Here is a 21,517-nt window from a genome sequence, read left to right on the forward strand (position 1 = left end):
CGTGCCACGCGCTCCTGCCACTCGTTAATTTGCTCCACATTTGCCACCATATTTCTCCTCGAAATTGAAGAAAGGAGTGTGGCCGCAGCGTTCAGGAATTCATAGATGGGTGGGCTGGATGCTTACGATCGTTCAGCTCGTGTCCGAATGTCAGACCTGGCACCAGTTGTACGTGGTGATCGTTCAGCTCGTGTCCGAATGTCAGACCTGACACCAGTTGTACTGGTTGGTGGACATTGGCTGTTGTCTGCGAATATTCAAATTACTGGGCCATCCGCTTGAGTTCGCCATCCTTTCCAAACGCCAGGAATTGGCCGATCTGACCGGTGTGAATGTAGGTCACCATCATGTTCAGCGGCGCTTCCGCTTCGGTCGAGGCTGGCGGCTTGCCGTTGCGGCCGGACATGGTGGTGACAAACACGATGTCCCATTCCTTGCCGGTGTAGGCCGACTCGGCCACCAGGTCGGCGAAGCTGCCCAGTTCCTCGGTGGTCTTGTCGACGCACATCACCGGGGCCAGCGCACCGCCGCGCTGCTCGGCAAATCCGGCGCGCTCGGCCTCGCCTGCCTCATCCGGCAACTCCGCCTTGGCAAATGCGAACAACAGGCGCTGCGGTTGCGGCTGGGCGCGCGCGGCGCGGATCAGGTCGTCATAACTGCTGATATTCATGGGTATTTCCTTCAACGTCGATGTCAGATACCGCATGTATACCGTATCCATCCGGCACCCTCCATAGCCACAAAGGACTAGGCCGTCTACTCCTTGTCGCCGCGCCCGACCACCTTCTTGCCAATATGCACCATGACTGCCGCTGCGTAGACTGGGCTCAATCGGGTAGCGCCCTGTTGACGGCGCCCCTCTCATTCACGCGGAGGCAGCATGAGTCATTTTCTGGATCGTCTGAAGTTCTTCAATCGCCCCAAGGAGACGTTTTCCGACGGCCACGGCGCCGTGGTCCACGAGGACCGTACCTGGGAAAACGCCTATCGCCAGCGCTGGCAGCACGACAAAATCGTGCGCTCGACGCACGGCGTCAACTGCACCGGTTCATGCAGCTGGAAGGTGTATGTCAAGAATGGCCTGATCACCTGGGAAACCCAGCAGACCGACTACCCGCGCACCCGGCCCGACCTGCCCAACCACGAACCGCGCGGCTGCCCGCGCGGCGCCAGCTATTCCTGGTACGTGTATTCGGCCCAGCGCGTCAAGTACCCGATGGTGCGCGGCCGCCTAATGCAGATGTGGCGCGAAGCGCGCCTCACCATGGACCCGATCGCCGCCTGGGCGTACATCAGCCAGGACCCGGAACGGGCCAAGTCGTACAAGTCGATCCGCGGCCTGGGCGGTTTCGTGCGCGCCAAGTGGGATGACGTCAATGAAATGATTGCCGCCGCCAATGCCTTCACCATCAAAAAATACGGCCCGGACCGCATCGTCGGCTTTTCGCCGATTCCCGCCATGTCGATGGTCAGCTACGCAGCCGGCACGCGCTACCTGTCGCTGATCGGCGGCGTGGCCCTGAGTTTCTACGACTGGTATTGCGACTTGCCGCCAGCGAGCCCGCAGGTGTGGGGCGAACAGACCGACGTGCCGGAATCGGCCGACTGGTACAACTCCACCTTCCTGATGGTATGGGGGTCGAACGTGCCGATGACGCGCACGCCGGACGCCCACTTCTACACGGAAGTGCGCTACAAGGGCACGAAAACGGTGGCTGTTTCCTCCGATTTCGGCGAAATGGCCAAGTTCGGCGACATTTGGCTCGCTCCCAAGCAAGGCACCGACGCGGCGCTGGCGCTGGCCATGGGTCACGTGGTCCTGAAAGAATTCCACGCCAACGGCGGGTCGGACTATTTCCGTGGCTACGCCAAGCAGTACACCGACTTCCCGATGCTGGTCATGCTCAAGGAAACCAAGGGCGCCCTGGTGCCCGATTACTTCCTGCGTGCATCGCACCTGGCCAATAATCTGGACGAAACCAATAATCCAGACTGGAAAACTCTGGTCATCGACGAAGCGACCGGCAATATCTGCGCGCCGGCCGGCACCATCGGTTTCCGCTGGGGCGAGTCGGGCCGCTGGAACCTCGAACAGAAAGAGGGCACCAGCGGCAAGGCGATCGATCCGCTGCTGTCCCTGATCGGCTGCAGCGATGCGGTCGAGGAAGTCGGCTTTGCCTACTTCGGCGGCAAGGATGCCAGCGACATGCTGATGCGCCGCGTGCCGGTCAAGAAAGTGCTGCTGGCCGACGGCACGACCGCGCTGGTGACCACCGTGTTCGACCTGACCCTGGCCAACTATGGCATCGACCGTGGCTTGGGTGGCGGCAACGTTGCCACCAGCTACGACGACGACGTGCCGTACACGCCGGCCTGGCAAGTCAAGCACACCGGCGTGAAAGCGGCGGATGTGATCACGGTCGCCCGCCAGTTCGCCGAAAACGCCGACAAAACCCAGGGCAAGAGCATGGTCATCGTCGGCGCCGCACTGAATCACTGGTACCACATGGACATGACGTATCGCGGCATCATCAATCTGTTGATGATGTGCGGCTGCATCGGCAAGTCGGGCGGCGGTTGGGCGCACTACGTGGGCCAGGAAAAGCTGCGTCCGCAAACCGGCTGGACCCCGCTCGCCTTTGCGCAGGACTGGAACCGGCCGATGCGCCAGATGAACGGCACCTCGTTCTTCTACGCCCACACCAGCCAGTGGCGCCATGAAAAACTGCACACGAGCGAAATTTCGTCGCCGTCGGCGGGGGACGACGTCGAACCGATGGCGCTGATCGACTACAACGCCAAGGCTGAACGCATGGGCTGGCTGCCATCGGCGCCGCAGCTGGAAACCAATCCGCTGGAAGTCACCCGCGCGGCCCAGGCCGCCGGCATGGAACCGGCCGCGTATGCGGTCGAGCAGATCAAGGCCGGCAAGCTCAATTTTTCCTGCGACGATCCGGACAATCCGGCCAACTTCCCGCGCAATATGTTTGTGTGGCGCTCGAATATCCTGGGCAGCTCGGGCAAGGGCCACGAGTATTTCCTCAAGTACTTGCTGGGCACCCAGAACGCGCTGATGAGCGACGAAACGCACTGCGTCAAGCCGCGCGACGTGAAAATCCGTCCCGCCGCCGAAGGCAAGCTGGACCTGGTGGTGGTGCTGGACTTCCGCATGTCCACCACCTGCCTGTACGGCGACATCGTGCTGCCGACCGCCACCTGGTATGAAAAGGACGACCTGAACACGTCGGACATGCACCCCTTCATCCACCCGCTGTCGGAAGCCGTGCAACCGCTGTGGCAATCGAAATCGGATTGGGAAATCTACAAGGGCATCGCCGAAAAATTCGCGGAAATCGGTGGCGCGTACCTGGGCACCCAGCAAGACCTGGTGCTGACCCCGCTGATGCACGATACCCCGGGCGAACTGGGCCAACCGTTCGATCCGAAGGATTGGCGCGCCGGCGAGTGCGAGCCGATTCCGGGCAAGACCATGCCGAACCTGACCGTGGTGACGCGCGATTACAAGGATGTCTTCAAGAAATTCACCTCGATCGGCCCATTGCTGGAAAAACTGGGCAATGGCGGCAAGGGCATCGGCTGGAAGACCGGGCATGAAGTCGATGTGCTGCGCGGTATCAACCGCACGGTGTTGGAAGAGGGCGTCTCGCAAGGGCAGCCACGGCTGGACACCGCCATCGACGCGGCCGAAATGATCTTGTCGCTGGCGCCGGAAACCAACGGCCACGTGGCGGTCAAGGCCTGGGCGGCGCTGTCGACCATGACCGGACGCGACCACACGCACCTGGCGCTGCCGCGCGAGCACGACACGATCCGCTTCCGCGATGTGCAGGCGCAGCCGCGCAAGATCATCTCGTCGCCGACCTGGTCGGGACTGGAGTCGGAAGAAGTGAGCTACACGGCCGGCTACACCAATGTGCACGAACTGATCCCATGGCGCACCCTGACCGGCCGCCAGCAGTTTTACCAGGATCACCGCTGGATGCGCGATTTTGGCGAGGGATTGTGCGTGTACAAGCCGGCGATCGACACCAAGACCACGGCGGCGATGTTGGGCGCGGCGCCGAACGGCAACAAGGAAATCGCGCTGAACTTCCTGACGCCGCACCAGAAATGGGGTATCCACTCCACGTATTCGGACAACCTGCGCATGCTGACCTTGTCGCGCGGCGGGCCGCACGTGTGGATTTCGGAAATTGATGCGAAGGATGCCGGGATTGTCGACAACGACTGGATCGAAGTGTTCAACGTCAACGGCACCCTGACGGCGCGGGCGGTGGTCAGCCAGCGCATTCCGGAAGGGATGACCTTGATGTACCACGCCCAGGAAAAGATCATCAACACGCCGGGCGCGGAATTGTCGGGCAAGCGGGGCGGTATCCACAACTCGGTCACGCGCACCGTGACCAAGCCGACCCACATGATCGGCGGTTATGCACAGTTGTCGTGGGGCTTCAACTACTACGGCACGGTCGGCTCGAACCGCGATGAGTTTGTGCTGGTACGCAAGATGGACAAGGTGGAGTGGCTGGAAGGCCCCCTGGTGGAAGAAACGAACGGAGCACACGTATGAAGATCAGAGCGCAAATCGGCATGGTGTTGAACCTGGACAAGTGCATTGGCTGTCACACGTGTTCGGTCACCTGCAAGAACGTCTGGACCAGCCGCGACGGCGTCGAATACGCCTGGTTCAACAATGTCGAAACGAAACCCGGCATCGGTTACCCGAAGGAATGGGAAAACCAGGATAAATGGAATGGCGGCTGGAAACGCACGGCTGCCGGCAAGATCGAACCGCGCCAGGGCGGGCGGCTGAAAATCCTCGCCAATATTTTCGCCAATCCGAACCTGCCGGCCATCGACGAGTATTACGAGCCGTTCACCTACGACTACGAGCGCCTGCAAAACGCGCCGCTGTCGGAAACGCCGCCGACGGCGCGTCCGATCTCGGTGTTGACCGGCAAGAAGATGGACAAGATCGAATGGGGTCCGAACTGGGAAGACGACCTGGGTGGAGAATTTGCCGCCCGCAGCAAGGACAAGCTGTTCGACAACATGCAGAAGGAAATGTACGGCACCTTCGAGAACACCTTCATGATGTACCTGCCGCGCCTGTGCGAGCACTGCCTGAACCCGACCTGCGTGGCGTCCTGCCCGTCGGGCTCGGTGTACAAGCGCGAAGACGACGGCATCGTGCTGATCGACCAGGATAAATGCCGCGGCTGGCGCATGTGCATTTCGGGCTGCCCGTACAAGAAGATTTACTACAACTGGTCGTCCGGCAAGGCCGAGAAATGCACCTTCTGCTATCCGCGCATTGAAGCGGGCCAGCCGACCGTGTGTTCGGAAACCTGCGTCGGGCGCATCCGCTACCTGGGCGTGCTGCTGTACGACGCCGACAAGATCGAAGCGGCGGCCTCGGTGCCGGACGAGCGCGACCTGTACCAGGCGCAGCTGGGCCTGTTCCTCGACCCGCACGACCCGGCCATCATCGAGGAAGCGCGGCGCCAGGGCATTCCCGACTCGTGGCTGGAATCGGCCAAGAAGTCGCCCGTCTACAAGATGGCGGTCGACTGGAAAGTGGCCTTCCCGCTGCATCCGGAATACCGGACGCTGCCGATGGTGTGGTACATCCCGCCGCTGTCGCCGATCCAGGCTGCGGCCGAGTCCGGCAAGCTGGGGATGAATGGCATCTTGCCCGATACCAACAGCCTGCGGATTCCGGTGCAGTACCTGGCCAATTTGCTGACCGCCGGCGACCAGCCGCCCGTGATCCGCGCGCTCGACCGCATGCTGGCCATGCGCGCCTACATGCGCAGCAAGACCGTGGACAAGGTCGAGAACCTGGCCGTGCTGGAACAGGTCGGCTTGAGCCGCGCCATGGTCGAGGATATGTACCACATCATGGCGATCGCCAATTACGAGGACCGCTTCGTGATTCCGAGCAGTCACAAGGAAATGGCGGAAGACAGCTTCAACGAAAAAGGCTCGTGCGGCTTCAGCTTCGGTAACGGCTGTTCGGATGGCGTGACGGAAACTAGCCTGTTCGGCAAGAAAAAGCAGGGCTCGGCCATCTTCATGGCGATGCCGAAGTCGCGCAAAAAGAAAGACGAAACGCAAGACATCCAGGAGGCATGATGAAAACCAATCAACATTATCAGGTGTTGTCCAACCTGCTGCTGTATCCGGAAGCGGAGCTGATCGCCGAGTTGCCTTTCCTGGCCAATGCGATGGCGCATTCGCCGGCCCTGCACGCGCCGCTGCTGCCGCTGTTCGCCTACCTGAGCGACGGCGCCCTGATCGACCTGCAGCAAAACTATGTGATGACGTTCGACCGCAATCCCTCGCATTCGCTGCATCTGTTCGAGCATATTCATGGCGAATCGCGCGACCGCGGCCAGGCCATGGTCGACCTGATGGAAGAATACAAGGGACACGGATTGCACATGACGGGCGACGACTTGCCCGACTTCGTGCCGCTGTTCCTCGAATTCCTGTCGCAACAGAGCACGGAGGAGGCTGCGCGCCTGCTGTCGGACGCGGTGCACGTGCTGGCGCACATCGGACGCAAGCTGGCCGCCAATGGTAGCCCGTACGCCGGCGTGTTCGCCGTGCTGGAACATTTGAGCCCGGTGGCGGCCGAAGAACTGACCGAGCCGCCGGTGCGCGACATGGACGAGGCGCTGGAAACCTTCGGTCCCGGCATGGACGGGGTCGAACCGCTGCTCAAACCGGGGGCGCCCGGCACGCATACGATCAATTTCTATCCCCGCACGGCGCGCGCCGCGGCTGGCGCGTAAAGGAGCCATCATGGACTATCTGCATCAATTTCTGTTCGGGATTTATCCCTACATCGCGCTGGCGATCTTTTTGCTCGGCAGCCTGATCCGTTTCGACCGCGAGCAATATACCTGGAAGTCGGAATCGACCCAGGTGCTGCATCAGGGCAGCTTGCGGTATGGGAGCGTCCTGTTCCATATCGGCATCATCGGCCTGTTCTTCGGCCACATGGCGGGCCTGCTGACGCCGGTGTGGGTGTGGGACACGCTCGGTGTCAGCCATGGCCTCAAGCAACTGGTGGCGATGGTGGCCGGCGGTGTCATGGGGCTGCTGTGCCTGGTTGGCATCGTGCTGCTGCTGGCACGGCGCTTCGGCAATGACCGCCTGCGCAAGGCCACTACCTTCAAGGACAAGATCGTGCTGCTGTGGATCCTGGCCACCTTGCTGCTGGGACTGTCGTCGATCTACGTGTCGGCCGGCCACATGGACGGGCACACGATGGTGCTGCTGATGAACTGGGCGCAACATATCGTGACTTTCCGTGGCGATGCGGCCGCATTCATCATCGATGCGCCGCTGCTGTTCAAGCTGCATCTGTTCATGGGCATGTCGCTGTTCGTCATCTTCCCGTTCACCCGCCTGGTGCACGTGTGGAGCGGCTTCGGCGCGCTGACCTATCTTGGCCGCGCTTACCAGCTCGTGCGTAGTCGTTAATCGGGAGAATGATCATGGGTATTTCTGTGAATGGCGTGGACATCGACGATGTGGCGATCGAGCGCGAGTTGCCGCATCACCAGGAGGCGGGCAATCCGCTCAAGGAAGCGGTGCATGAACTGGTGCTGCGCACCTTGCTGCTGCAACAGGCCGATGAACTGGGGATGAGCGGGGGCGACGACGACGCCCGCATCGAGGCGCTGCTGGCGCTGCAGGTCAAGGTGCCGAAGGCCGACGAAGCGGCCTGCATGACGTGGTATCGCAACAATGCCCAGCGTTATACCAGCGGCGAGATGGTCGAAGCGCGCCACATCCTGTTCCAGGTGACGCCTGGCGCGCCGCTGGAGTTGCTGCGCGCCACTGGCGAAGCGGTGCTGGAAGAGTTGCAGGCGCATCCGGACCGCTTCGGCGAGCTGGCCGGGCAGTATTCGAATTGCAGTTCCGGCAAGGTGGGCGGCAGCCTCGGGCAATTGTCGCGTGGGCAAAGCGTGCCGGAGTTCGAGGAACTGGTGTTCCGTCTGGGCGAAGGCGAGCTGGCCGGGCGCTTGCTCGAAACGCGCTTCGGCCTGCATATCGTGCAGGTGCTGCGGCGGGTGGCGGGGCGCTTGTTGCCGTTCGACGCGGTGAAAAGCGAGATTGCGGCGTATCTCGACCGCCAGTCGAGCCAGCGCGCCACGCATCAGTACCTGCATATTTTGGTGGGACAGGCGCGCATCGAGGGCATGAGCATGGAAGGGGCCGATAGTCCGCTGGTCCAGTAGCGCCGCGCCTTGCCTGGCGTGCGGCGGGATACGTCGCGATTGTGGGCGGCGTACCCGCGTGCTACCCTGCACGGCCGACACGACACGATCGCGACAATGTCATTCCTCCTTACCAGGCAGCGCATGCTCGATGACCTGGCCCGCTTCATCAAGCCGGCGCTGTTGATCGAAACGCCGGCCGAGGTCGACCCGGCCTTGCCGGTGCCGGCGCAATGGGTGGCCATCCTGCACGATCAGCGACAGGGGCGCAAGCTGGCCTTGGGCGCTTACTGGCACGAGGTCGCGGCCCGGATGCCGGCCGTTCTCGATTTCCTGCACACGTTCGCCAAGCCGTCGGTGGTGCTGGTGGAGCACAGCAAGGCGGTGTCGCTGTTGTATCCCTTCATGGCCAAAGGCGTGCGCCATTTTTATCGCGGGCATCCCGCCCTGCGCGCCGTACCCGCGCAGTTCCAGGCCGTGTGGCCGCGCATTCCCGCGCAATTGCGTGACTTCTACATGCACATCCACAATGGCTGGACCTTCCTGTCCGCCAATTCAATGGGGCCATTGCCGGTCGAAGACTGGGCATTCTTGTCCGACGACCGGTTCGATATCGACGACGACACTGCTGCCAGCATGCCGTGCGATATTAGCAAGGTGCTGACCGTCTTGCATAATGGGGGAGGCGATTACCTGTGCCTGGACTTTTCGGCGCCGGATGGCGTCGCGACCGGCTTGATCTGGTGGCACGAGGAGCCCGATACGCCCGAAGTGGTCGATTTTTGGGCGTATCTCGATGCGTGGATCAGTATCCATGTCGACGACGCCGACAGCGTTGATATGTGCGGCGGTAATGGCGGCACCGCTGGTGGCTAGCCGGCGGCGCTTGCGTGGCGAACGCCGGTCTTGTCGATGCGGCACAGCCATCTGGCGGTGGGGGCCCACGGCGGCGGGTTGACTACCGGTTCCGCGTGGCCGTTGGCGACGAGAAAGCCCGGATGGCCTTGCTCGTTGATATCCTCATCAAAGATGGCGACCGGCATGCCGCGATAGAAGCCGTGGAGAGCACCGGCGGAGTCGGTTTCCTCGTCCCGGTGCGATAGCACGACGAGGTTGTAATCGACCATCCCGGCGCAATCGACGCGGATGCGGGGAGAAAGGTGTGCGGGCAGGGGCAGGGTGGTCGCAGGCGGGCGGCCAGGCAGGCGCAGGTCGGCCGCGCTGGCAAAGGTGATTGCGCCTCCCGCGTAGGCATCGCTATTGCGGCCTTCCACATGAAAGCACACCGCGCACTGGATCACAAGCTGCCCTGTCGCCACCGACTGGTAGGTGGCAAAATCCTCGTGCCTGCATCTGGGACAACACTGCTCGATGTGTAGCGTGAGCAGGCGTTCCATTGTCTCGCTCAGAAGCCCCGCGATGGAGTTCAGGTCGCTCCAGACGTCGTAGCGCAGGATGCACTTCTTGAAATGGCGGAACTCGGCATCGCGCATCGTCGATTGCGCCACCGGGTAGTCGGCCGCCTGCATGCTGAAGTAGCGCGCGAAACGCAAGTAGGCAAATGGCCCGCTGCTGAACTGCGGGCGGTATTTCCTGAATCCGGCGACGAGGGTCTTGAAAATGACTTCCGGCCCGGCGTGATCGTCGAGCCGCAGCAACTGATCGCGCAGGTCGTGCCATTGGTGTTTCATCAGCTTGCGCATCGATCGGCCTTGCGGGCGCGCTTACACGTAGGGCCGTCGCACGGGATTGAACACGTGCGGGTGGTCGTGATCATCGAGCAGGTCGAGAAATTCGCCCAGGCCTTCTTCGCTGTTACGGACCAGGGCATATTCGCTGTCCGAGATCAGGTGCACGCACAGGGTGCCGATCGCGTGTCCATCATGTTCGATATGCTCGAACAGTTCGCGGTCGGTACGGATAATCGGCGGCAGGAACAGGAAGGTTTTGAACGCACAGCCCTCCAGCGGCGACATCGGCATCGGCACGGTGTGACCCTGGCCGAACCAGGTGCGGTCGATTTCCGGCAGCTTTGCCAGCCAGCGCAAGGTGGTGAAATAGGCGGGATTGAGGTCCGGTACGTTCCATACCAGCTCCGCAGCGAGGGTGTCGTCGACATCGGTATCGACCGGGCCGGTCATGAGCCGGTCGCTCATGCCCGAGGTGACCAGCACATAGCCTTCCTGGTCCGCGGCGGCGACCTCGCATTCCTCGACAAAGTTACGGCCAAAGGCGTAAATGTTGACACGCAGGGCGGGATCGTCGTCCAGGTCCATGTGATCGGGCTCGCCCAATGCGCTGGCCATGGCGCGCAGGCGCATGGCGGCCAGGGTCTCGTCATTGGCTTCGGCAACGCCGTACAGGATGTCTGATTTCTCGGCCATGGATCGCTTTTCTGAAAATGGAGATAGGTGGACTATACAACGCGGGCGCAGAAACGTCGATGCCGGCCTGGCGCACGCGCTGCCGGCAGTCAGGCGAGGTTCCAGTCCGCAGGTAAATCCGCATCGCACATCGCACACACGAACACGCCCTCCTTGATCACATTCAGGGCATGGCAATCCGTGCATTTCCGGAACAGGAAATTGACGTGGAAGCCGGCCGGAGCCACCAGGCCGGCCTTGCGGATGGCATTGGCCACCCGCGGCCATGACCCAGGCTCGGGGCAGTAGCCGGTGGACTGGTTTGTGACGGCGTGAACGCGCGCCTGGTCTTTGTCGACCTGAAAAGTCATTTCGCCGGCCGATTGCACCGGGCGGCCACCGGCGCAGGCCACGTGTTCGCTGCAACGATCCGCGATGCACAGTGTGCCGTTTTCATCGACGATGAATGTGGCGATCACCTGCCCGTTGATATCGGCTTGCTGCTGGTCGTCGGCCAGCCATTGCATCAAGCCGGCGCTTGATAACACCGGAAAACCCGGAGCGACCTTGGCGACGGCGTCGGCGATGTCTTTCGGGCCGACATAGTCATACATTGTCAAGTGCATGTCAGAAAAGGGCCGGCAGCGCCTTTGGAATACAAGCGTGTTTTCTCATCCGAAGCCGGGTCCATGCCGCCATAAAAATCGGCGACACAATATTTTTTACCGCTCGCTTTGGCCCATTGATAAAATTCTTCCGCCGATTCAAGGTTCGCCTTCGTGCAGTCCTTGCTGGACAACAGCACGGCCAGATTGTACAGTTCGTCGTTATGAAACATGAGCAGGGTCGCGCTGTCGACCGCCTTGTCTCCGATGTCGATTGTTTTCAAATTGATGATGCACCAGCTGTCGCACCCAGCGGTCGTGAGGCTGTGCCAGTAGGCGGGATCCAGAACCGACGCCAACGGCAAGTCAAGCCCGTCCTGCACAGCCGTGCTGACGTTTTCTGTTGCGCGCGCAAAGTCCATCATCATCTTGCCCAGACAATCCGGCGATACGCCATCAAATGCGAATTCCAGCAACTCGTTCATCATTCAATTCTTGCTCGCCGCTTCCTTGAGAAACGCGTCGAGCCGCGTGGAGTCCAATTCGATGGCCTCGATCACCTCGCGTGCGGACTCCCGGTTTCCCCGCATCAGTTCCCCATACAATACCCACAGCCCTTGCCGGGCGCGCTCCCGGCACTTGTCACCAAGATCAGGCGCTCCCAACGCAACCTCGTCCTCATGGGATTCACCCAAAACGATTTGAAGCAAAAGTTCCAGTACGCCGATCGTCACATGGCTGGGACGCGGTTCCAGCAAAGCCGCCAGTAAAACCGGAACGACGAATTGAGCCGCCTCGAATAGCTGGCCCTGGACGACAACCCGATTTTCGAGCTTCCAGTAAGCGTCTTCGCAATCGGCGGGCGTTGCCGCCCCCAGCATCTGGTGAAGCGCGTCCGGTATGTTGACAGCCGAGCCTCCCATGATGCGAAGTTGCTGCCACGGGCACCTGGAAATCTCAATGGCGGCGATGGATAACATTGGTTCTCTCAGAATTGTCACGCGCGGAATTCTTTACGCATCATTCATCCAGCTTCGGCCGCACCGCCGACAGGATGCGTCCGATCACGTCATGCCAATCCGTCATGCGCGCCTTGCGCTTGTCGTCCATCGCCAGCAAATTGCCGGTCTGGTCGTACTCGTCGTTGCGCTCTGTCGCAGGCAGGGCACCTTCGCCCGTCACGATCTGGCCCGCCACCTGCGACAGCATCGGCCCCATCGGATCGTGATGGAAGGTGTTGGCCAGCGCGCCCTGGATACGGCGGTTGGGGCGCGGATGTGCGGATGCGTCGGGCAGCTTATCGAGCACCGGCCCATCCGGCCCCACGGTCCGGGTCCTGTTGCCCAGCGTATCGTACTGGTGACGCAGGACCCGCGTTTCGCCACCGCTTTCGCGCTGCTCGCTCACCAGTTGCCCCAACGCGTCGTATTCCAGCGCCACGATGGCGTCGGCGCTGATGGCTTGCGTCATCCGGCCCAGGTCGTCGTAGGTGAAGCGCTGGCGCGTCTGTTCGGCGTTTGCGTCGCCGGCCACGCGTGTGATAAACATGTCGATCACTTGCCCGGCGCTGTTGCGCGTATAACTGGTATCGGTGCGCACGCCGTTGTCAAGTTCTTCCTTCGCTGCGAGCAGTCCGCTGTCGCTGTAAAGGTAGCGGGTCAGGCGAGCGTCGAAGCCGGTCTCTTCCACCATGCGGTCGAGCGCGTCGTACACGACGAGGTGGGCGTCGCCATTCTCATTGATCAGTCCGGCCAGACGGCGCGCCCCGTCGTAGCGGTACTCGAGCACGCCGCCGCGCGCATCGATGCGTTTGAGCAGCTTGCCATCCACATCGAGCACGTAGCTGGTTCGTTTGCCGGCGGCGTCGGTGTGCGCCAGCAGGCGGCCCAGCGCGTCGTATTCGTAAGCCTCGGTGGCGCCGTCGGGGTGCACGGTCGTGGTCACGCGGCCGGCCGCGTCGTAGGTGTAGGAAGTGGCGTTGCCCTGCGCATCGGTCCAGCGCAACAGCTTGCCGTCGACGTCGTAGCTGAAGTGACTGGTGTTGCCGGAGCAATCGGTATAGCTGACCGGCTGGGCCGCGCGGTTGTAGGCCAGCAGCTCGACGCCACCGGCGGCGTCGGTCACCTTGACAGGCAAGCCGTGCTCGTTGTATTGATAGTCGGTGCGGTTGCCGAGCGCGTCGGTTACACTGAGCAGGTTGCCGCGCTCGTCGTAGCGCAACGCCGTGATGGCGCCAAGCGCATCGGTGATCAGGGCCGGCTTGTCGACCTTGGCGTCGTACACGATGCCGGTCCCTTTGCCGTTGCTTTCCATCCGCATCAGGCGGCTGCGCCGGTCGTAGCGGTAGATGGTGCTCGGTCCGCCTGGGGCGACGATGCCGACCATATTGCCGTGGCTGTCGAGGTGGCGCACGGTTTCGCCGCCGAGCGCGTCGACCATGCCGGTGAAACGGTGCTTTTTGTCGAAGCGGAAAAGCTCCTCGCGCCCGAGGTGGTCGTAGACCAGGGTTTCGCCGGTCAGGTAGCGGAAATTCCACGACATGCCGTTGTTGGCCCAGTTGCGCGTGACCTTGCCGGTCCACTCGTATTCGTCGTACTCGTAGCGCGACACCAGAGCGCCGGGCTGCGCGTGTTCGATCATGATATGGTTCATGTAGGCGAACTGGCGCGTGACGTTGCCGGCGCGGTCGATCACCTGGAACAGATTGCCGAGTTCATCGTACTTATATTGCATCACCAACTCGGTGGTCGGTTCCTCGTAGTCGACCGCGTCGCGCTGCACGCTGACGCTGCCCAGTCGCACCTGGCCACGATGGGCGATGTAGTCCATGACGAACACGCGCCCGGCGCTGTCTTGCACCGTCTCGGGCAGCTGGCGCGCGTTCCAGGCGATGCTGATCCGGTTGTCGTTGGCGTCGACCATGCCGACCAGCACGGCGCTGTCGTAGGCCCTCGGCAGCATGGCAAATTGCTTGCGCAGGCCGTCGGCGTCGGTCAGCTCGAAGTTGCGCTCGCCGGTGCGTTCCAGGGTGATTTTTTCCGTCAGCGAATACAGGGCCTCGCCCGCGCGCGGCAGTGCGAAAGTGATGTCGCGCTGGAATGGATCGAGGATAATGAGCTGGCCATCGCTGATGTGCAGCGTATCCGACAGCGGCGTGCTCCAGCCCTGGCCGAGCAGGCCGGTCTTGCGCTGGCCGGAACTGTAGATGCGCTGCCAGCGCAGGGGCAGGGCGGCCGGCAGGGCGAAGTCGAGATCGATCTCGCAGGCCAGCAGCTTGCAGCCCGAAATCGGGTTGACCGGATAGCCTCGCACCAGCCGCAGCGCAGGGTCGACAGGCATCCCGGCAGCGGCGATCGGGCCAGGCGAACCGGCCGCTTGATGCGACACATGGCGCAGGCGCTGGTCGCTCGCGCGTGGTCGTTGGTCGCTCGCCGATGTATCTCGCCGTTGCATCTTGCGTGCCATGTCGTTGAAGTTTGTCCAGCTATTTGGAGCGAGATTAGTTGTCATTCAAGAAGAGTTTCGGCTCGTGGATGTCGATGGACCGCAAAAATGTCTAATATCTAATGATTAATTTCTTTGTGATAGTATACACACTTTCCAAAACGATAACCTTCATTTTCTTGCACTGGCTGGCGCGACAGGGCCGGCGGACGCGCAAGCGAAGAGGGCGGGCGAGGGCGGCGCAACGGCGCGAATGCCTGGCCACGCCGGGGTAATCGATCCACTTTTTGTACTTGCGGGAGCAGCAGCCATGTCATTTCAACCCTTAGATAGCAAGACCGGCCGCATTGACGCCACCGATGATGGCCTCAAACCACACACGACCGTTGCCACCAAGCCTCCGGCGCCGGCCCCATCGGTTACGGGCCTGGCGCTCGGCGCTGCCGGCCTGGCCGGCGTCGACGGCCAGAAGATCGCTATCGCCGGCGCTGCCATCGAAGCGGCATCGGCCCTGCAGGGTGGCGGCGGTCTTGGCGACCTTGCCAGCGCGGGCGCGGCCCTGGCGGCGCAGGCCAACCCGAACGTCGCCAAGGCGATGCAGGTCGCCGGCCAGGCGCAAGCGCTGTTAAGCCAGGCGGGCGATATCGCCGGCAAGATTCCGCACATGCCGTTCGTGCCTGACGCGCGCGGCTTGGGAGACACGATTGCCGGCAAAATTCCGCACATGCCCTTTGTGCCGGGCGCGCCCGCCGTGGGCGAGGATATGTCGCAGTATCTGAACTTGTCGATCGCCGAGCACCCGCTGGCCGGGCAGGCGGCCATGGACTTCAGCGTACCAGTTGAAAGCTTCATGCCGGCGGCGATTGATCCGGTGGCGCTGTCCGCCCCCGGGGCCGGTGCTGGTGGCGGGGGCGGCGGCGGGGGTGGTGGCGGAGGCGGAGGCGCCGCCGACTATGTCGACACCACGCGCCTGCTGCGCTTTTACTCGCCGATCAAAGGTCTGTTGATCGAGTCGATGAGCGGCACCACGACGATTTCGGACCAGTACATCTTTAACCTGAGCCTGATCTCGAAAGACGGCGCCATCGAGCTCAAGACCCTGATGGGCAAGAACGTCAGCGTCGGCGTGCTGATGGCCGATGGCAGCGAAAGCTACATCAACGGCTACGTCAACTCGTTCGGCTTCAGCCATTCGGATGGCGGCTTCGCCTTTTACCACGCCGAAATCGTGCCTTGGCTGACGTACCTCAAGCGCCGCGTCAACTCGCGCATCTTCCAGGACCTGAACGTGCTCGGCGTGCTCGACAAGATCTACAAGGGCGACCATGGCGGCCTGGCCACCTACGAGTTCCGCACCAGCAAAAGCTACCCGCCGGAAAACTACATCGTCCAGTACGACGAGACCGACGAGCACTTCACGTGCCGCCTGATGGAAAAGTACGGCCTGTTCTATTACTTCGAGCACAGCGCCGGCAGCCACATCATGGTCATCAGCGACGACTCCTGCAACGCGGGCTTTTGCCCGCCGCAGAAAGGGCACGCATCGGTCAAGTTTAACGCCGGTAACCGGGTTCACTCAGAGGATGCGGTGACCGCGTTCACGGCCGAGCGCATGGTGCAGTCGACCAAGATGGCCTTGAACACGTTTAACTTCAAGGAGCCGAACACGATCCAGCTGGTCGAGCAGCCGACCGTGGCCGAGCAGGGCGACGTGCCGAAGATGGAAGTGTACGACGGCAATCCGGCCTTCTTCTACAAGAACAAGGGCGAAGGCAAGGCGGAAGCCAAGCAGCGCCTGGAAGTGCTGGAATGGCAGGCCAAGATTTTCACCGGCACCTCCGACTGCCGCGGCTTTGCGTCGGGCCATACGTTCAAGCTGACCGAGCATCATTGGTTCGAGCAGGGCGGCGACAACGACTTCCTGGTGCTGTCGGTGCAGTACAGCGCGCGCAATAACTACTTTGAACGCGGCGCCAGCGATGTGTATCGCAACAGCTTCAGCGCGATCCGCCGCAAGATTCCGTATCGTCCGCGCCAGGCGCATTTGCGTCCCAACATGCCGGGTCCGCAGACGGCCACCGTGGTTGGCCCGAAAGGGACCGAGATCCACACCGACAAGTTCGGTCGCATCAAGGTGCAGTTCCACTGGGACCGTTACGGCCGCCGCGACGAGCTCAGCTCGTGCTGGATCCGTGTGTCGCAACCGTGGGCCGGCAAGAACTGGGGCACGATTTCGATTCCGCGCATCGGACAGGAAGTGATCATCGATTACCTCGAAGGTGATCCGGACCGTCCGATCTGTACCGGCCGCGTGTACAACGACGACCAGCCGGTGCCGTACGACCTGCCGGCCGGCGCGCACATGATGGGCTTCAAGAGCCGTTCCACGCCGGGTGGCGGTGGCCATTGCGAGATGGTGATCCACGATCAGAAGGGCAAGGAGCTGATCAACATCCATTCGCAGAAGGATATGGTCACCACGGTGCTGAACAACCAGGACACCCTTGTTCACGGTCCTCACCAGACCAATACGGTGAGCAAGGGTTTCCACGTCACCAAGGTCAAGAAGCATATCGAGACCACGGCGGAAACGGCGCACATTCACGACACGGCCAAGACCAATATCGAGGCAACGGCGCAGACCGAGCACGTGCATGTGAAGGGCCATACGAATGTCGAATTGACGGCGGAGACCGAGCATATTCATCTGACGGCGAGCACCGATATCACGCTGCAGGTGGGCAGCAGCAAGATCGAGATGAAAGCGGACGGCACCATCACCATCAGCGGTGTGAATGTCAAAGTGATCGGTAGCGCCAGGATCGATCTGAACAGCTGATCGGTACGTCATCATCAGCCCGGCGCCGGTGGCGCTGGGTGCTTCCGCCGCGCCGTCAGTGCGCCAATGCCAACTTGTAGAACGTCACCGCTTCCGGCGCCATTGCGCCGGTGAGCGTGGCATGCCACGTCGCGACCATTGCGGCGGGTGAGTTTCGCCCAACAATAGATCAATACGAAAGAACAGTCAGTCATGCCATACCATTCCAATCACGCGACCTTCGAGCTGCCGGCGCAGCTCAAGGACAAGACCATGCACATGTTTACGCTCAGCGATGATGGGCCGAGCGAGTTCAGCGTGGTGATGTCGCATGCGGACGCTCAAGGGGACGACTCGCTGGTCAATTTTTCCGACCGATTGGTCACCGAACTGGGCAAGTCCTTGCCCGATTTCCGCCTAATGAGCAAGGCGGAGCGGACAGTGGACGACACGCCAGCCATCGAGCTTGCTTACCGCTGGCGCAGCGCAGGGTATCTGATGCACCAGCGCCAGGTGATCACCATGCTCCCCCGCACCGAAGCGGGCGACGTGCATGCCATGCTGATCGCCGCGACCTGCCTCAATCCGTTCACCGACGAATGGGATGCGGCTTTCGATGGCATTCTGGACAGCGTGAAGCTGCGCCACAAGGGGGCGCCCGCATCCAGCGCACCCGCCAGCACGGGTCCAGCGCTCGCATCGACCGTTTTCGCGCTGTCCGAGCGGCGCCGCACCCTGCACGCGTTCGCCAACCAGGAGGAGGCTTGCCGCAAGACCGACGCGCGCGAAGTCGAGCATGACGCCTGGGCGTTTTTTGATGCCGCCGGCACGCCTTTGCATGCCAGTTTTATCGTGCCCAATACCGGCACCTTGTGGCGCAAGGCCGGCAGCTACGTGCTTGAAAAACGCCCCGAACGCGGTGCGCCAAATCTGCGCGCGCGGCTGTATCAGGCATCGATGTTCGTGGCGGGGTCTCCGGCTGTGCGCCTTTCCAGCATTGCCGAGGTACAGGCCATGCTCGACCAGCCGGTGGAGGGTTAAGCATGCCTCAAGCAGCGCGATTGGGCGATCCGATCGGCCACACCAAGCCTGGCGACGGTCCGAAAGGCGGCGGAGGCGGTGACATCACCGGCAAGATCATCGGGCCTTGTTCCGGTAATGTGTTCACCAATGGCATCAAGGCGGCACGGGCACACGTGGACGAGACGGTGTGCTCGAAACATGATCAAGCGCCCCCGCCGATTGCCACCGGCAGCCCGACGGTGTTCATAAATGGTTTGCCGGCGGCAAGGGTGAGCGATAAGATTGCCTGTGGTGCCTATATTACAGATGGTTCACCAAATGTGTTCATTGGAGGTGGCGCAGTACAGACTGACCCGATCAAAGCCGAGGCTCCGGGCGCGCTTGAGATGGGGCAAGCTTTGTTAGCAAGGGCGACCGGAGCTACGCTGGCATTTGCCGGTTCCGCAGAAGCTGTATCCGATCTGCTGAACCATCATTATATTGGGTGTGCGGACGCTCTGAATGCGCCGAGAAATCTAGCAAAAGGCGAGGCTTCGTACGCAACAGGTACTAAGCAGGCCGTGTTGGGAAATTTCGATCGAATGCGCAAAGATGTTACGATCGGCGAGCCATCTATTCAACGATTCACTTTTCCAGGAACAACGGATGAGAGGGATGTGCTGGTGTATCCAATCACGGTCGGCAGCAACACAGTGGAGCTAGTGGTGCAGAAAGACCCTGCCACGTATGCGCCGGGACAGGGAATTTCGAGTGTGGAGTCGATTGCCGACGGGTTATCTGTTCTCGGACCCGGCCAGCTCGGAATGGTTAGAGAAGTTATTCTCAGTCCGGTCCCCAATCCGGATGACGGCTTTTACAAAACAAAGTACAAAAATCCGAATTTTCAGGCTGCCGCCACGGCTGGTGCGGGTACAATCACTTACTATCCGCAGCCAATTGAGAATATTTCCGATCAGGAGATTGTCGATTCAATGGTCATCCATGAAAGTGGACATTTACTACATGACGAATTGTGGAAAAATCCCGCAGCCAAAAAAGCATGGAAAAAGGCCATCGCGAAAGACGAAAGGCGTCCTTCGCGGTATGCGGGTTCGGATGACACGGAGGATTTTTCCGAGTCGCTGGTGATGTATGGAATTAGCAAGGGAACTCCAGAAGAAACTCGCGCCAGGCAACTGTTTCCCGCGCGTTATAAGATTCTCGACGAAATTTTTACTGCCCCGAAAAAAAAATAATGTGAGAGCTTTTTTAAGTAGTTCGGTGTGTACGCAGTTTGTTGGGCGCAAATGTAGAGATGATATTCTCCAAACAGCCAGGCGCCCGGGACGTGCGGTAATTCGACGTGGCTGCAAAAAATCGAGGTAAAGTCGCTTGATTGCTGAATGTGAAGGCGAAATATGACGTACGTGGATAGGTTCAACCCTTGCGGGTGGACGCATCTGAATTGAATTTGTTCGAAAAGAATGGAATTTTTAGATCTTTTTAGGAGAGTTGGCTCATGATGATGGATTGCGATAATACGCCGGTTGCCCCCCCCCAATATGTTGTCACGGTCGATATGTACACACAACTGCGAACCGTCGACAGGTTCGATAGCTTGCCAGATCATCGACGCTACAGTGGAAAAACGGTGAAGTGCAATGGGAAACGCACGCGTGTATTGACTCCGGTCGCGAAAATTATCGAAGAACCGCGCGATAGCGACGGGAAACTTGTCGCGGCTGAGCATGCCTACACCATAGAGATTATCAGTTTAGATGCGAAGGACAACATTTTGCAGAGATTGACGATTCGCCGCCAATCCGGTGTGGACGACGGCTCGACGCCGGAGAGGTGAATGGGCCGGCCGAACGGTCAACTCTCGTCCGTTCATGGACGCCTTAAATAGATGTGACTGTTCAGCAGCTAAGCATTTAGCGGGATAGGATTGCAGGCGAAGGCGCGCTGCAACGCGGCGAGCATGCTGCGGCCTTGCTTGCGCAAGGTGTCGAGGCAGGAGCGGATGCTTCTGTTGGAAGGATGTCTTCGAAACCTGCTAACAGTGCTTAAACTGGTTATGCAGGGGACAACTACGCAGGTGCTCTTGTGCCAGCTTCGCGTACTCTCGCCGACGAGATAATGCAGAAAACGAGATGTCCGTCTCCGAGTACCCTCTGGCCGGGCAGGCGGTCAACGACTTCGGCGTACCAGTTTCGAGCTTCATGTTGGCCGGGGGGCGCCGACTATGTCGACACCACTCGCCTGCTGCGCTTTTACTCGCCGATCAAAGGTCTGTTGATCGAGTCGATGAGCGGCACCACGACGATTTCGGACCAGTACATCTTTAACCTGAGCCTGATCTCGAAAGACGGCGCCATCGAGCTCAAGACCCTGATGGGCAAGAACGTCAGCGTCGGCGTGCTGATGGCCGATGGCAGCGAAAGCTACATCAACGGCTACGTCAACTTGTTCGGCTTCAGCCATTCGGATGGCGGCTTCGCCTTTTACCACGCCGAAATCGTGCCGTGGCTGACGTACCTCAAGCGCCGCGTGAACTCGCGCATTTTCCAGGACCTGAACGTGCTGGGCGTGCTCGACAAGATCTACAAGGGCGATCATGGCGGCCTGGCCACCTACGAGTTCCGCACCAGCAAGAGCTATCCGCCGGAAAACTACATCGTCCAGTACGACGAGACCGGCGAGCACTTCACGTGCCGCCTGATGGAAAAATACGGTCTGTTCTATTACTTCGAGCACAGCGCCGGCAGCCACATCATGGTCATCAACGACGACTCCTGCAACGCGGGCTTTTGCCCGCCCTTTGCCGGAAAATGCAAAGTTTTTAGGGCACCTCGAATTACCGGTAAATCCCGCGTAATCGCCGGTCGCGATGCCGGCAGATGCGCTTTTTTGATGTCAGACCGAGCCGCTTCCCGCCCGTTTTATGGGCGCTGAACCTCGTTTTGTGCAGTCCGGACGGACTGCGGGCGTCAGAACGCCTCGACCCTGGCCTCCTTCAAGTAGACCAGGCGC

18 protein-coding genes are annotated in these 21,517 nt (G+C 60.9%); 11 read left to right on the top strand and 7 right to left on the bottom strand.

The window, feature by feature from the left end; all coding sequences use genetic code 11:
• Nucleotides 1-262 precede the first annotated feature (262 nt).
• Nucleotides 263-670 carry a ribonucleotide reductase subunit alpha gene (locus F0185_RS33135; RefSeq protein WP_167232814.1) on the bottom strand — a complete coding sequence of 136 codons (408 nt, stop codon included), beginning with the start codon at nt 668-670 and terminating at the stop codon, nt 263-265.
• A gap of 210 nt (nt 671-880) precedes the next feature.
• Here F0185_RS33135 and F0185_RS33140 point away from each other — a divergent pair, with 210 nt between their 5' ends.
• The 6 genes from F0185_RS33140 to F0185_RS33165 all read left to right on the top strand — a co-directional run bounded on the left by F0185_RS33140 (nt 881) and on the right by F0185_RS33165 (nt 9,128).
• On the top strand, nt 881-4,591 hold the full coding sequence (locus tag F0185_RS33140; RefSeq protein WP_167232816.1) for a nitrate reductase subunit alpha: 3,711 nt from the start codon (nt 881-883) through the stop codon (nt 4,589-4,591).
• Nucleotides 4,588-6,156, top strand: a complete 1,569-nt coding sequence (narH, locus tag F0185_RS33145) for a nitrate reductase subunit beta (protein ID WP_167232818.1) — start codon at nt 4,588-4,590, stop codon at nt 6,154-6,156. The genes F0185_RS33140 and narH overlap by 4 nt, the downstream gene beginning before the upstream one ends.
• Nucleotides 6,156-6,818 (top strand): nitrate reductase molybdenum cofactor assembly chaperone, encoded by a 663-nt coding sequence (gene narJ / locus F0185_RS33150; RefSeq protein WP_167232820.1) that lies wholly within the window; start codon nt 6,156-6,158, stop codon nt 6,816-6,818. The genes narH and narJ overlap by 1 nt, the downstream gene beginning before the upstream one ends.
• A 10-nt stretch (nt 6,819-6,828) precedes the next feature.
• On the top strand, nt 6,829-7,512 hold the full coding sequence (gene narI, locus F0185_RS33155; RefSeq protein WP_166884639.1) for a respiratory nitrate reductase subunit gamma: 684 nt from the start codon (nt 6,829-6,831) through the stop codon (nt 7,510-7,512).
• A 14-nt stretch (nt 7,513-7,526) separates the two neighbouring features.
• Nucleotides 7,527-8,273 carry a peptidylprolyl isomerase gene (locus F0185_RS33160; protein WP_167232822.1) on the top strand — a complete coding sequence of 249 codons (747 nt, stop codon included), beginning with the start codon at nt 7,527-7,529 and terminating at the stop codon, nt 8,271-8,273.
• A 96-nt stretch (nt 8,274-8,369) separates the two neighbouring features.
• Complete coding sequence (locus tag F0185_RS33165) at nt 8,370-9,128, top strand: SMI1/KNR4 family protein (protein ID WP_167232824.1); 759 nt, start codon at nt 8,370-8,372, stop codon at nt 9,126-9,128.
• On the opposite strand, the gene F0185_RS33170 is transcribed toward F0185_RS33165, so the two are convergent.
• The 6 genes from F0185_RS33170 to F0185_RS33195 form a co-directional block, all read right to left on the bottom strand.
• The gene (locus F0185_RS33170) at nt 9,125-9,955 is read right to left on the bottom strand and encodes a hypothetical protein (protein WP_167232826.1); all 831 of its coding nucleotides are present in this window, start codon (nt 9,953-9,955) and stop codon (nt 9,125-9,127) included. The two genes, F0185_RS33165 and F0185_RS33170, sit on opposite strands and share 4 nt — an antisense overlap.
• Before the next feature lie 21 nt (nt 9,956-9,976).
• The gene (locus F0185_RS33175; protein ID WP_167232828.1) at nt 9,977-10,636 is read right to left on the bottom strand and encodes a suppressor of fused domain protein; all 660 of its coding nucleotides are present in this window, start codon (nt 10,634-10,636) and stop codon (nt 9,977-9,979) included.
• Nucleotides 10,637-10,725: 89 nt separating this feature from the next.
• Nucleotides 10,726-11,235 (bottom strand): hypothetical protein, encoded by a 510-nt coding sequence (locus F0185_RS33180; RefSeq protein ID WP_167232830.1) that lies wholly within the window; start codon nt 11,233-11,235, stop codon nt 10,726-10,728.
• Nucleotides 11,232-11,705, bottom strand: coding sequence for a Cdi1I family immunity protein (locus tag F0185_RS33185; RefSeq protein ID WP_167232832.1), 474 nt, complete (start codon nt 11,703-11,705; stop codon nt 11,232-11,234). Before F0185_RS33185 ends, F0185_RS33180 begins: the two co-directional genes overlap by 4 nt.
• A gap of 3 nt (nt 11,706-11,708) precedes the next feature.
• The gene (locus F0185_RS33190) at nt 11,709-12,200 is read right to left on the bottom strand and encodes a hypothetical protein (RefSeq protein WP_167232834.1); all 492 of its coding nucleotides are present in this window, start codon (nt 12,198-12,200) and stop codon (nt 11,709-11,711) included.
• 40 nt (nt 12,201-12,240) lie between these two features.
• Nucleotides 12,241-14,673, bottom strand: a complete 2,433-nt coding sequence (locus F0185_RS33195; RefSeq protein ID WP_167232836.1) for a DUF6531 domain-containing protein — start codon at nt 14,671-14,673, stop codon at nt 12,241-12,243.
• Nucleotides 14,674-14,974: 301 nt separating this feature from the next.
• Between F0185_RS33195 and F0185_RS33200 the strand changes: the two genes are divergently transcribed.
• From F0185_RS33200 to F0185_RS33220, 5 genes are all read left to right on the top strand, one after another.
• Complete coding sequence (locus F0185_RS33200) at nt 14,975-17,503, top strand: type VI secretion system Vgr family protein (protein ID WP_167232838.1); 2,529 nt, start codon at nt 14,975-14,977, stop codon at nt 17,501-17,503.
• Between the two features lie 192 nt (nt 17,504-17,695).
• Nucleotides 17,696-18,523 carry a DcrB-related protein gene (locus F0185_RS33205; protein ID WP_167232840.1) on the top strand — a complete coding sequence of 276 codons (828 nt, stop codon included), beginning with the start codon at nt 17,696-17,698 and terminating at the stop codon, nt 18,521-18,523.
• A gap of 2 nt (nt 18,524-18,525) precedes the next feature.
• Complete coding sequence (locus F0185_RS35265; protein WP_167232842.1) at nt 18,526-19,740, top strand: PAAR domain-containing protein; 1,215 nt, start codon at nt 18,526-18,528, stop codon at nt 19,738-19,740.
• A 263-nt stretch (nt 19,741-20,003) separates the two neighbouring features.
• A complete protein-coding gene (locus tag F0185_RS33215; RefSeq protein ID WP_167232844.1) occupies nt 20,004-20,342 on the top strand; it encodes a hypothetical protein in 339 nt (112 codons plus the stop codon).
• Nucleotides 20,343-20,791: 449 nt separating this feature from the next.
• Entirely contained in the window at nt 20,792-21,439 is a 648-nt protein-coding gene (locus tag F0185_RS33220; RefSeq protein ID WP_167232846.1) for a contractile injection system protein, VgrG/Pvc8 family, read from the top strand.
• The last annotated feature ends 78 nt before the right edge of the window (nt 21,440-21,517 follow it).

Origin of the sequence: Massilia rubra, from assembly GCF_011682065.1 — a bacterium.
GTDB classification, from domain to species: Bacteria; Pseudomonadota; Gammaproteobacteria; order Burkholderiales; family Burkholderiaceae_D; genus Telluria_A; species Telluria_A rubra.

What these genes read in the sequence shown, in the direction of transcription:
- F0185_RS33175 (WP_167232828.1), bottom strand. Translation starts at nt 10,636, where the DNA reads ATGGCCGAGAAATCAGACATCCTGTACGGCGTTGCCGAAGCCAATGAC.
- F0185_RS33215 (WP_167232844.1), top strand. Translation starts at nt 20,004, where the DNA reads ATGATGATGGATTGCGATAATACGCCGGTTGCCCCCCCCCAATATGTT.
- F0185_RS33195 (WP_167232836.1), bottom strand. Translation starts at nt 14,673, where the DNA reads ATGCAACGGCGAGATACATCGGCGAGCGACCAACGACCACGCGCGAGC.
- F0185_RS33165 (WP_167232824.1), top strand. Translation starts at nt 8,370, where the DNA reads ATGTCATTCCTCCTTACCAGGCAGCGCATGCTCGATGACCTGGCCCGC.
- F0185_RS33140 (WP_167232816.1), top strand. Translation starts at nt 881, where the DNA reads ATGAGTCATTTTCTGGATCGTCTGAAGTTCTTCAATCGCCCCAAGGAG.
- F0185_RS33190 (WP_167232834.1), bottom strand. Translation starts at nt 12,200, where the DNA reads ATGTTATCCATCGCCGCCATTGAGATTTCCAGGTGCCCGTGGCAGCAA.
- F0185_RS35265 (WP_167232842.1), top strand. Translation starts at nt 18,526, where the DNA reads ATGCCTCAAGCAGCGCGATTGGGCGATCCGATCGGCCACACCAAGCCT.
- F0185_RS33185 (WP_167232832.1), bottom strand. Translation starts at nt 11,705, where the DNA reads ATGAACGAGTTGCTGGAATTCGCATTTGATGGCGTATCGCCGGATTGT.
- F0185_RS33170 (WP_167232826.1), bottom strand. Translation starts at nt 9,955, where the DNA reads ATGCGCAAGCTGATGAAACACCAATGGCACGACCTGCGCGATCAGTTG.
- F0185_RS33200 (WP_167232838.1), top strand. Translation starts at nt 14,975, where the DNA reads ATGTCATTTCAACCCTTAGATAGCAAGACCGGCCGCATTGACGCCACC.
- F0185_RS33205 (WP_167232840.1), top strand. Translation starts at nt 17,696, where the DNA reads ATGCCATACCATTCCAATCACGCGACCTTCGAGCTGCCGGCGCAGCTC.
- narH (WP_167232818.1), top strand. Translation starts at nt 4,588, where the DNA reads ATGAAGATCAGAGCGCAAATCGGCATGGTGTTGAACCTGGACAAGTGC.
- F0185_RS33220 (WP_167232846.1), top strand. Translation starts at nt 20,792, where the DNA reads ATGAGCGGCACCACGACGATTTCGGACCAGTACATCTTTAACCTGAGC.
- F0185_RS33135 (WP_167232814.1), bottom strand. Translation starts at nt 670, where the DNA reads ATGAATATCAGCAGTTATGACGACCTGATCCGCGCCGCGCGCGCCCAG.
- narJ (WP_167232820.1), top strand. Translation starts at nt 6,156, where the DNA reads ATGAAAACCAATCAACATTATCAGGTGTTGTCCAACCTGCTGCTGTAT.
- narI (WP_166884639.1), top strand. Translation starts at nt 6,829, where the DNA reads ATGGACTATCTGCATCAATTTCTGTTCGGGATTTATCCCTACATCGCG.
- F0185_RS33160 (WP_167232822.1), top strand. Translation starts at nt 7,527, where the DNA reads ATGGGTATTTCTGTGAATGGCGTGGACATCGACGATGTGGCGATCGAG.